The sequence below is a fragment of the Streptomyces sp. NPDC050549 genome (genome assembly GCF_040655035.1).
GTDB lineage: Bacteria > Actinomycetota > Actinomycetes > Streptomycetales > Streptomycetaceae > Streptomyces.
Map to the genome: position 1 here is coordinate 71633 of NZ_JBFAJD010000042.1, position 9868 is coordinate 81500.

7 protein-coding genes and 1 pseudogene are annotated in these 9868 nt (G+C 70.2%); 6 read left to right on the forward strand and 2 right to left on the reverse strand.

What is annotated here, in order from left to right; genetic code table 11:
• The first annotated feature begins 204 nt into the window (after positions 1-204).
• Positions 205-1608, forward strand: a complete 1404-nt coding sequence (locus AB0I51_RS39940; RefSeq protein ID WP_362983295.1) for a glycoside hydrolase family 16 protein — start codon at positions 205-207, stop codon at positions 1606-1608.
• Between the two features lie 29 nt (positions 1609-1637).
• On the opposite strand, the gene AB0I51_RS39945 is transcribed toward AB0I51_RS39940, so the two are convergent.
• Both AB0I51_RS39945 and AB0I51_RS39950 read right to left on the reverse strand, forming a co-directional pair.
• Positions 1638-2741, reverse strand: coding sequence for a hypothetical protein (locus AB0I51_RS39945; RefSeq protein WP_362983296.1), 1104 nt, complete (start codon positions 2739-2741; stop codon positions 1638-1640).
• 3 nt (positions 2742-2744) lie between these two features.
• Positions 2745-3644: an AraC family transcriptional regulator gene (locus tag AB0I51_RS39950; RefSeq protein ID WP_362983297.1), complete on the reverse strand. Its 900-nt coding sequence runs from the start codon at positions 3642-3644 to the stop codon at positions 2745-2747.
• A gap of 146 nt (positions 3645-3790) precedes the next feature.
• Here AB0I51_RS39950 and tkt point away from each other — a divergent pair, with 146 nt between their 5' ends.
• The 5 genes and pseudogenes from tkt to AB0I51_RS39975 all read left to right on the forward strand — a co-directional run.
• Positions 3791-5866, forward strand: coding sequence for a transketolase (gene tkt / locus AB0I51_RS39955; RefSeq protein ID WP_362983298.1), 2076 nt, complete (start codon positions 3791-3793; stop codon positions 5864-5866).
• A 19-nt stretch (positions 5867-5885) separates the two neighbouring features.
• Entirely contained in the window at positions 5886-7043 is a 1158-nt protein-coding gene (tal, locus tag AB0I51_RS39960; protein ID WP_362983299.1) for a transaldolase, read from the forward strand.
• A complete protein-coding gene (gene zwf / locus AB0I51_RS39965; protein ID WP_362983300.1) occupies positions 7040-8638 on the forward strand; it encodes a glucose-6-phosphate dehydrogenase in 1599 nt (532 codons plus the stop codon). The genes tal and zwf overlap by 4 nt, the downstream gene beginning before the upstream one ends.
• Positions 8635-9570, forward strand: coding sequence for a glucose-6-phosphate dehydrogenase assembly protein OpcA (gene opcA, locus AB0I51_RS39970; RefSeq protein ID WP_362983301.1), 936 nt, complete (start codon positions 8635-8637; stop codon positions 9568-9570). The genes zwf and opcA overlap by 4 nt, the downstream gene beginning before the upstream one ends.
• Positions 9563-9868, forward strand: a pseudogene (locus tag AB0I51_RS39975) (glucose-6-phosphate isomerase); the annotation flags it as partial. The gene opcA and the pseudogene AB0I51_RS39975, both read left to right, overlap by 8 nt.

Genomic DNA, 9868 nt, shown 5'->3' on the forward strand with positions numbered 1-9868 from the left:
GGGGGCCGCTCGGAAACCTCCTCTTTCACCCGCATTCATCGCCTTCATCACCTGAACTCCCGCACAGCGAAAGGACTTTCCCGGCTTCACCTCTTGACGGCCGGGGTGGCTGAGAGCACATTGACCGCGCACCCCACTGCGTGAGAGCGCTCTCAGGCAGCAGGCGCGGCACCCGCACCCCCACTCCGTATCCGAGAGGCACCCATGAGTGAAACCTCCGGCACGCAGCGCAGACCCCGTCCCCTCCGGCGCGTTTTGATCGCCGCCCTCAGCACCCTCGGCCTGGCGATCGCCACCGCCACGGCCTTCACCCTGCCCGCGGACGCCTCCGCGCCCACGCCCCCCACGGGCTGGACGCAGGTCTTCCTGGACGACTTCAACGGCGCCGCGGGCACCGGCGTCTCCACCACCAACTGGCAGTACGACACCGGGACCTCGTATCCGGGCGGCGCCGCCAACTGGGGCACCGGCGAGGTCGAGTCGATGACCTCCTCCACCAACAACGTGGCGCTCGACGGCAACGGCAACCTGTTGATCACCCCGCGCCGGGACTCCTCCGGCAACTGGACCTCGGGCCGCATCGAGACCAACCGCACGGACTTCCAGCCGCCGGCCGGCGGGAAGCTGCGGGTCGAGGCCCGCATCCAGATGCCGAACGTCACGGGCTCGTCGGCGCTCGGCTACTGGCCCGCGTTCTGGATGCTGGGCGCGCCCTACCGGGGCAACTACCAGAACTGGCCCGGTGTGGGCGAGTTGGACATCATGGAGAACGTCCAGGGCCTCAACACCGACTGGGCGACGATGCACTGCGGCACCAGCCCGGGCGGCCCCTGCAACGAGACGACCGGCATCGGCGGCAACACCGCCTGCACCGGCACCACTTGCCAGGCCGGCTTCCACACGTACGCCATGGAGTGGGACCGCTCGACCAGCCCCGAGCAGATCCGCTTCTATCTCGACGGCGTCAACTTCCACACGGTCAACGCCAGTCAGGTCGACGCGACCACCTGGGCCAACGCCACCAACCACGGCTTCTTCATCATCCTGAACGTGGCGATGGGCGGCGGCTTCCCGGCGGCGTACGGCGGCGGCCCCACCAGCGCCACCGACCCGAACCACCCGATGACGGTGGACTACGTCCAGGTGCTCCAGTCCACGGGCAGTGGGAGCGGTACCACGACCCCGCCGACCGGCAACCGGGACGCCTACAGCGCCATTCAGGCCGAGTCATACGACAGCCAGTCCGGCACGGTCGCCGAGACCACCACGGACACCGGCGGCGGCCAGGACCTCGGCTCCATAGCCAACGGCGACTGGGCGCTCTACAAGGGCGTCAACTTCGGCTCCGCGGCGGCCACCCAGTTCTACGGCCGGGTCGCGAGCGGTGCGGCGAGCGGGGTCAGCGGTCTGGTCCAGGTACGCCTGGACAGCCCGACCGCAACCCCGATCGGCAGCTTCGCGCTGGCCAACACCGGGGGCTGGCAGTCGTGGAAGACGGTCCCGGCGAACATCAGCTCGGTCACCGGCACCCATGACGTCTATCTCACGTTCAGCAGCGGCCAGCCGGCGGACTTCGTGAACGTGAACTGGTTCGACTTCGGGCACTGACACCCAACTCCCCACGGGGGCAAGGGGCTTCACGCGGGTGCGTGGGGCCCCTGCCGCGTCGGCGCGATCATGCGGTGCATGACGGCCACGGGAAGGGCCGGATTCCGGGCGGCGTCCAGGGCGCTTCGCTCGTCGAGGAGCAGCGGCACCAGGGACGCCGGGGGCAGCGCCGGGTTTCGCCGGGCCGGGTGGTATACCTCCGAGGCGGCGTCCTGGGCCGGCCTGACCGCGGCGTCCGGGGGCAGTCGCCGGTCTTCCGCCGCCCGCCCCCGCACCTCGCTGTCGGGATCGCGGCTGAACCGCTCGACGAGATCCTCGCCCGACGCGGGATCGTCGAGCGCGAGGAGACGCATGCGCGGGCGCGGGTCGTCGGCGAAGCGCAGCAGGCCTTCGCGGGGGAGGTTGGGGTGGTTGCGCGGACGGCCGGGGAAGGAGAAGCTGCCGGACCACCAGGACCACACGTCGAGGAGCAGGTCTCCGGGTGCGTCGTCGCAGGACTCGGTGAGGAAGAGCCGTACGACGCGGTCCTCGTCGTGGGCCAGCAGGTCCACGGCGTCGGGGGGAAGGTGCACGGCACGGGCCACGCTCCGGCGGATCAACAGGTTGGCGGACGAGGCCAGTTGCCTCATGGCGGCCGGGTCGTCGTGCAGGGCCGCGACCCACCACAGGGCGTAGCTGCGGTCGTCCGCCGTGATGTCGGGGACGGTCCCGGCCATGGCGGCGATCTCGGCGGGCGTGGCGGGCGGGCGGGACTCCGGGGACGGCGCCAGGTCCACGCCGACGCGCGCGCCGCGTCGCCGGCTGTCGTCCTGCTCCTGCGCCATCTCGGCCAGCACCCCGTGATGAGGCAGCCCGGCGGTGGCGGCCAGGAGCCTGTCCCACTGGTCGCGCGAGAGCTTCCCGCTCTCCGCGGCCCTCCCCCAGACGTTTCTCGACGGATGGACCACGGCCGCGTCCAGCACCTCGGGCGGAAGATCCGCACGGTACAGAAAGCTCGCCTCTCCGACGTCGAAGAGGCTGACCAGCACGTCTGCCGGGGCGGCCGGGTTGAGGCCCAGTCCCGACAGCCAGTCCCGGGCGACCCGCCCGGTGGGCCGGAAGCCCTCGGACAGCGCGGACCAGACATCACTCATGCGTCACCGCAGCTCCGCCCGGAAGCCCGCCGGCGTCACATCCGTGTGCTGCTGGAAGAACTTGGAGAAGTTCGCCGCGTCGGGGAAGCCGACCGCCGCCCCCACGCGGCCGATCGGGAGATCCGTGTGGGCCAGCAGCCGTTTCGCCTCCAGGACGACGCGCTTGTCGATGAAGCCCTTGGGGGTCTCGCCGGTGGCGGCGCGGACCGCGCGGACGAGGGTGCGGCGGGAGTAGCCGAGGGCGTCGGCGTAGGCGCTGACGCTGTGGTTGGTGGCGAAGTCCTTCTCGACGGCGTCGCGGAAGAGCGTGAACGTCGTGTCGGCCTGCTGCCGGGCCGCCTCTGCCGAGCTGGCGGCGAGATGCGCGAGGCGGAGCAGGAAGGCCGTCAGGGAGTGCCGTAGGACCGAGGTGTGCAGGCTCAGGGGGAGCGTCTGCGTGTCCTCGTACTCGCGTTCCAGCTGGGCGAGGGAGGAGCGGAGGGCGGCCAGGCGGGGCTCGTCGAGGTGCAGGAGGGGCGGGAGGTCGTAGCGGTAGAGGCCGGTCGCCTCGACCGTGGCGCGGGGCAGGAAGCCGGGCTGCATGGCCAGGGCGGTGCCGCGGTACTCGTCGGGGCGGGAGAAGCGGTGGACCTGGCCGGGGCGGATCCACAGGAGGTCGCCGGCCGCCGCCTCGTACTCGGCGAAGTCGATCATGTGGCGGACCGGGCCCTCGTCGAAGAGCATCACCACATGGAAGTCGATGCGGTGCACGCGGTGCAGGGGTACGTCGGCGTGCCAGGCGCGTCCGGCGTTCATCGGGCCGACCTGCATGCCGACGCCGCAGACGCTCAGATCGACAGGGAAGGGAAACGTTCTGATCACGTCGCCGTCACCGGCGACGCCTTGGATGGTTCTGTCCGCCATGTCCTTCTCGTGCCACCTCGGTGCGGGTTCCCGTGTCCCACTTTCACCACAGGCTGGCACACGCAGACCTTCCCCCGTAAAAGTCAGACTTTTAGTTTTGAAGGCGTCCGAGCAGTTCAGTCGCTCATACCGAGGACTTCTTGAAGATGAACGCGCACACACCTGACAGCTTCGAGTGGACCGATCTCGACCGTCGTGCCGTCGACACCGCCCGCGTTCTGGCCGCTGACGCGGTGCAGAAGGTCGGCAACGGGCACCCGGGCACGGCGATGAGCCTGGCCCCCGCCGCGTACACGATCTTTCAGAAGGTGATGCGTCACGACCCCGCCGATCCCGAGTGGACCGGTCGTGACCGCTTCGTCCTCTCCCCCGGCCACACCTCGCTGACGCTCTACACGCAGCTGTACCTCGCCGGCTACGAGCTGGAGCTGGACGACCTGAAGGCGTTCAGGACGCACGGGTCGAAGACGCCTGGTCACCCCGAGTACGGGCACACGGCCGGTGTGGAGACGACGACCGGCCCGCTCGGACAGGGCGTCGCGAACGCCGTGGGCATGGCCATGGCCGCCCGCTACGAGCGCGGCCTGTTCGACCCCGAGGCCCCCGAGGGCGAGTCGCCCTTCGACCACACCGTCTGGGCGATCGTCTCCGACGGCGACCTGGAGGAGGGCATCTCCGCCGAGGCCTCCTCGCTGGCCGGCCACCAGAAGCTCGGCAACCTCGTCTTCGTCTACGACGACAACCACATCTCCATCGAGGGCGACACCGCGACCGCGTTCTCCGAGGACGTGCTGAAGCGGTACGAGGCCTACGGCTGGCACACCCAGCGCATCGAGCCCGGCGCCGACGGCGACATCGACCCGCAGGCGCTGTACACGGCGCTGAAGGCGGCGCAGGCCGAGACCGGGCGCCCCTCGATCATCGCGATGCGCACGATCATCGCCTGGCCCGCCCCGAACGCGCAGAACACCGAGGCCGCGCACGGCTCCGCGCTCGGCGCCGACGAGGTCGCCGCCACCAAGCGCGTCCTCGGCTTCGACCCCGAGAAGTCCTTCGAGGTCGCCGACGAGGTCCTCGCGCACAGCCGCAGGGCCCTGGACCGGGGCGCCGAGGCGCACTCCGCGTGGGACAAGCAGCTCGACAAGTGGCGCGGCGCCCAGCCCGAGCGCGCGAAGCTCTTCGACCGGATCGTCGCCGGCCAGCTCCCCGAGGGCTGGGAGCAGTCCCTGCCGGTGTTCGAGGAGGGCTCCTCCGTCGCCACCCGGGCCGCCTCCGGCAAGGTCCTCCAGGCGCTCGGCGCGGTCCTGCCCGAGCTGTGGGGCGGCTCCGCCGACCTGGCCGGCTCGAACAACACCACCATCGACAAGACCTCGTCCTTCCTCCCGGAGGGCAACCCGCTCCCGGAGGCCGACCCGTACGGCCGTACGATCCACTTCGGCATCCGCGAGCACTCCATGGCGGCCGAGATGAACGGCATCGCCCTGCACGGCAACACGCGCGTCTACGGCGGCACCTTCCTGGTGTTCTCCGACTACATGCGCAACGCCGTCCGCCTCTCCGCGCTGATGCAGCTCCCGGTGACGTACGTCTGGACGCACGACTCCATCGGTCTCGGCGAGGACGGCCCCACCCACCAGCCGGTCGAGCACCTCGCCTCGCTGCGCGCCGTCCCGGGCCTGAACATCGTCCGCCCGGCCGACGCCAACGAGACCGCGATCGCCTGGGCCGAGGTCCTCAAGCGGCACGCCACCAAGCCCGCCCCGCACGGCCTGGCGCTGACCCGCCAGGGTGTGCCGACGTACGCGCCCAACTCCGATGCGGCGCGCGGCGGTTACGTCCTCAAGGACTCCTCCGCCGAGACTCCCGACGTCGTGCTGATCGCGACCGGTTCCGAGGTCCACCTCGCCGTCGAGGCGCGCGAGCGGCTGGAGGCGGAGGGCGTGGGCACCCGGGTGGTGTCGATGCCGTCCGTGGAGTGGTTCGAGGAGCAGTCGCGCGAGTACCGCGACAGCGTCCTTCCGCCGTCCGTGAAGGCCCGCGTTGCGGTGGAGGCCGGGATCGGTCTCACGTGGTACCGGTTCGTGGGTGACGCAGGACGCATCGTCTCCCTCGAACACTTCGGCGCCTCCGCCGATGCCAAGACCCTGTTCGCCGAGTTCGGTTTCACGGCCGAGAACGTCGCCGCAGCAGCCCGGGAATCCCTTGCCGCCGCGCGCGGTTGATCCGATCGCCAGAAAGAAGATGATCACAGTGACCGAAGTGACCGCCACCGCGGGAACACTCAAGCGCCTGTCCGACGAGGGCGTCTCCATCTGGCTGGACGACCTGTCGCGCAAGCGGATCGAGTCCGGCAACCTCGCCGAACTCGTCGACACGAAGAACGTCGTGGGCGTCACCACCAACCCGTCCATCTTCCAGGCCGCCATCGGCTCCGGCGAGGGTTACGAGGAGCAGCTCGCCGACCTCGCCGTGCGCAAGGTGACGGTCGAGGAAGCCGTACGGATGATGACCACCGCCGACGTCCGCGCCGCCGCCGACATCCTGCGCCCGGTGTACGAGGCGACCGGCGGCCGGGACGGCCGGGTCTCCATCGAGGTCGACCCGCGCCTCGCCCACCGCACGGCGGCGACCATCGCCGAGGCCAAGCAGCTGTCCTGGCTGGTGGACCGCCCGAACGTGATGATCAAGATCCCGGCGACGAAGGCCGGTCTCCCGGCCATCACCGAGGTCATCGGCGAGGGCATCAGCGTCAACGTCACGCTGATCTTCTCCCTGGAGCGCTACCGCGAGGTCATGGACGCCTACCTCGCCGGCCTGGAGAAGGCACGCGCCGCCGGCATCGACCTGGCGACCATCCACTCCGTGGCCTCCTTCTTCGTCTCCCGCGTCGACTCCGAGATCGACAAGCGCCTGACCGCGCTCGCGACGGACGAGGCCCTCGCCCTCAAGGGCAAGGCCGCGCTCGCCAACGCGCGGCTCGCGTACGAGGCCTACGAGGACGTCTTCTCCTCCGACCGCTGGACCGCCCTCGCGGGCGCCGAGGCCAACAAGCAGCGCCCCCTGTGGGCCTCGACAGGTGTGAAAGACCCGTCCTACAAGGACACCCTGTACGTCGACGAGCTGGTCGCGCCCGGCACGGTCAACACCATGCCGGAGGCCACCCTGAACGCCACCGCCGACCACGGCGACGTCCACGGCGACGTCCACGGCGACACGGTGACCGGCGGCTACGCGCAGGCACGCGCCGACCTGGACGCCGTGGAGCGGCTGGGGATCTCGTACGACGTGGTCGTCAAGCAGTTGGAGGACGAGGGCGTCGCCAAGTTCGAGGTGGCCTGGCAGGACCTGCTGGGTGCCGTCGCGAAGTCGCTGAGCGGGAAGGGGGGCGACGGGGAATGAGCGAGGAACTTCCCGCAACGAGGACGGCCGAAGCACCGCTGTCGGCCGAGGAACTCACCGACGCCCTGGCCGCCCACTGGGACAACCCGCTGCGTGACGAGCGCGACCGCCGGCTGCCGCGCATCGCCGGTCCGTCCGGTCTGGTCATCTTCGGTGTCACCGGTGACCTGTCCCGCAAGAAGCTGATGCCCGCCGTCTACGACCTGGCCAACCGGGGCATGCTGCCGCCGGGCTTCTCCCTCGTCGGGTTCGCCCGGCGGGACTGGGAGGACCAGGACTTCGCGCAGGTGGTGCACGACTCCGTACGCGAGCACTCCCGGACCGAGTTCCGCGAGGAGGTCTGGCAGCAGCTCGCCGAGGGGATGCGGTTCATCCCGGGCGACTTCGACGACGACACCGCGTTCAAGCAACTGCGTGCGGCCGTCGACGAGTTGGACACCTCTCGCGGTACCAGCGGCAACTACGCGTTCTACCTCTCCGTACCGCCGAAGTTCTTCCCGAAGGTCGTCCAGCAGCTGAAGAAGCACGGCCTGGCGGACGCCCCGGAGGGGGCATGGCGGCGCGCGGTCATCGAGAAGCCGTTCGGTCGCGATCTGAAGAGCGCTCGCGAGCTGAACAAGATCGTGCACGAGGTGTTCGAACCGGACCAGGTGTTCCGCATCGACCACTACCTCGGCAAGGAGACCGTCCAGAACATCCTGGCGCTGCGCTTCGCCAACCAGATGTACGAGCCGATCTGGAACCGGTCCTACGTCGACCACATCCAGATCACGATGGCCGAGGACATCGGCATCGGCGGCCGGGCCGGCTACTACGACGGCATCGGTTCGGCGCGTGACGTGATCCAGAACCACCTCCTGCAGCTGATGGCGCTGACCGCCATGGAGGAGCCGATCGCCTTCGACGAGGAGGCGCTGCTCACCGAGAAGCTGAAGGTGCTGAAGTCGGTGCGGCTCCCCAAGGAGCTGGGCGAGCACACGGTGTTCGGGCAGTACGCGGAGGGCTGGCAGGGCGGCGAGAAGGTCGTCGGCTACCTCCAGGAGGACGGCATCGACCCCAAGTCGAAGACCGACACCTACGCGGCCGTCAAGCTGGAGGTCGACAACCGCCGCTGGGCGGGCATCCCCTTCTACCTGCGCACCGGCAAGCGGCTCGGCCGCCGCGTCACCGAGATCGCGGTCGTCTTCAAGCGCGCCCCGCACTCCCCCTTCGACTCCAGTGCCACCGAGGAGCTGGGCCAGAACGCGATCGTCATCCGCGTCCAGCCCGACGAGGGCATGACGGTCCGGTTCGGTTCGAAGGTGCCGGGCACCTCGATGGAGATCCGGGACGTGTCCATGGACTTCGCCTACGGCGAGTCGTTCACGGAGTCGAGCCCGGAGGCGTACGAGCGGCTCATCCTGGACGTGCTGCTCGGCGACGCCAACCTGTTCCCGCGCCACCAGGAAGTGGAAGAGTCCTGGAAGATCCTCGACCCGATCGAGGAGTACTGGGCACAGAACGGCAGGCCCGCGCAGTACTCCTCGGGCAGTTGGGGTCCCGAGGAGGCGGACGAGATGCTCGCACGAGACGGACGGAGCTGGCGCAGGCCATGAAGATCGACCTGAGCGACACCACGGCAAGCAAGATCAACAAGGCGCTGGTGCAGGGTCGCCGCGACATCGGCACCCCTGCTGTGGGCATGGTCCTGACGATGGTCATCGTCACGGACGAGGAGAACGCCTACGACTCGATCAAGGCGGCCGAGGAGGCCTCGCACGAGCACCCCTCGCGCACCCTGGTCGTCATCAAGCGGCACGCCCGCACCCCGCGCGACCGCACCGACTCGCACCTCGACGCCGAGGTCAGGGTGGGCGCCGACGCGGGCACCGGCGAGACGGTCGTACTGCGGACCTACGGCGAGGTGTCCGACCACGCCGACTCCGTGGTGCTGCCGCTGCTGCTGCCGGACGCGCCGGTCGTCGTGTGGTGGCCGGTGGAGGCGCCCGAGATCCCGGCGAAGGACCCGCTGGGCGCCCTCGCGCAGCGCCGGATCACCGACCTGTACGCGGCGGAGAACCCCCTTGAGGCCCTGGACGCCCGCGCCCGTTCCTACGCGCCCGGCGACACCGACCTCGCCTGGACCCGGCTGACCCCGTGGCGCTCCATGCTGGCGGCGGCCCTCGACCAGGCCAAGGCCAGGATCACCTCGGGTGCCGTGGAGAGCGAGGCCGACAACCCGGCCGCCGAGCTGCTGGCGCGCTGGCTGGAGGCACGGCTGAAGGTGAAGATCGACCGCGTGGTCACCGCCGGACCGGTCGTCACCGCCGTCCGCCTGGGCACCGCGGCCGGCGAGGTCGTCATCGACCGTCCCGAGGGCCCGCTGGCCACGCTGTCCCTGCCCGGACAGCCCTCCCGCACCCTGGCGCTGAAGGTCCGCACCACCTCCGAACTCATCGCCGAGGAGCTGCGGCGCCTCGACGCCGACGAGATGTACGCCATCGCCCTCCGGGCCGAGGGCACCAAGGAGACCCCCTCTCATGTCTGACTCCCCCAAGCTCGTGCGGCGGCCCGAGTGGACCGCCCTGGAGGACCACCGCGCGGGTCAACTGAACCCGCAGCTGCGTGAGTTGTTCGCGGCGGACCCGGGGCGCGCGGAGCGGTACGTGGTCACCGTCGGTGACCTGCGCATCGACTACTCCAAGCACCTGATCACCGACGAGACCCTGGCCCTGCTCCAGGAACTCGCCACCGCCACGGACGTGTTCGGCCTCCGGGACGCCATGTTCCGCGGCGAGAAGATCAACGTGACCGAGGACCGCGCGGTCCTGCACACCGCCCTGCGC